Origin of the sequence: Enterococcus sp. C53, from assembly GCF_040887425.1 — a bacterium.
In the GTDB taxonomy this organism is placed as follows: Bacteria; Bacillota; Bacilli; order Lactobacillales; family Enterococcaceae; genus Enterococcus_B; species Enterococcus_B hirae.
This window is the reverse complement of sequence record NZ_JBFOFT010000037.1, coordinates 1-243: the sequence shown is the minus strand read 5'-3', so window position 1 is coordinate 243 and position 243 is coordinate 1. Positions and strand designations below refer to the sequence as shown.

Genomic DNA, 243 nt, shown 5'->3' with positions numbered 1-243 from the left:
GAACCTTTGTTCCTTTTTCAATGATTTGTGCCACAGGGGCAGTCGTTACCTCATTACTTACTTCTACTCGACTGATTTCGTTGCCTTCCCCATCATAAGTCACCTTATAGACGATCGTACGAATCCCGTCCTGTCCTGCCGTTTTGATCCGTGTAACTCCTTCTTCCAATTCTGGATTCTCAACAGTTGTCGTTGTAAACGGCACAGCTTCGGTTAAGACCTCTTCTTTTTCTTCTGTTACTG

Annotated in this window: 1 protein-coding gene; it reads right to left on the bottom strand. The window is 44.4% G+C overall.

All coding sequences use genetic code 11. From position 1 onward, the window contains the following. A partial coding sequence (locus AB3I42_RS14075; RefSeq protein ID WP_368022574.1) for a G5 domain-containing protein occupies positions 1 to 243 on the bottom strand: 243 nt, incomplete at both ends.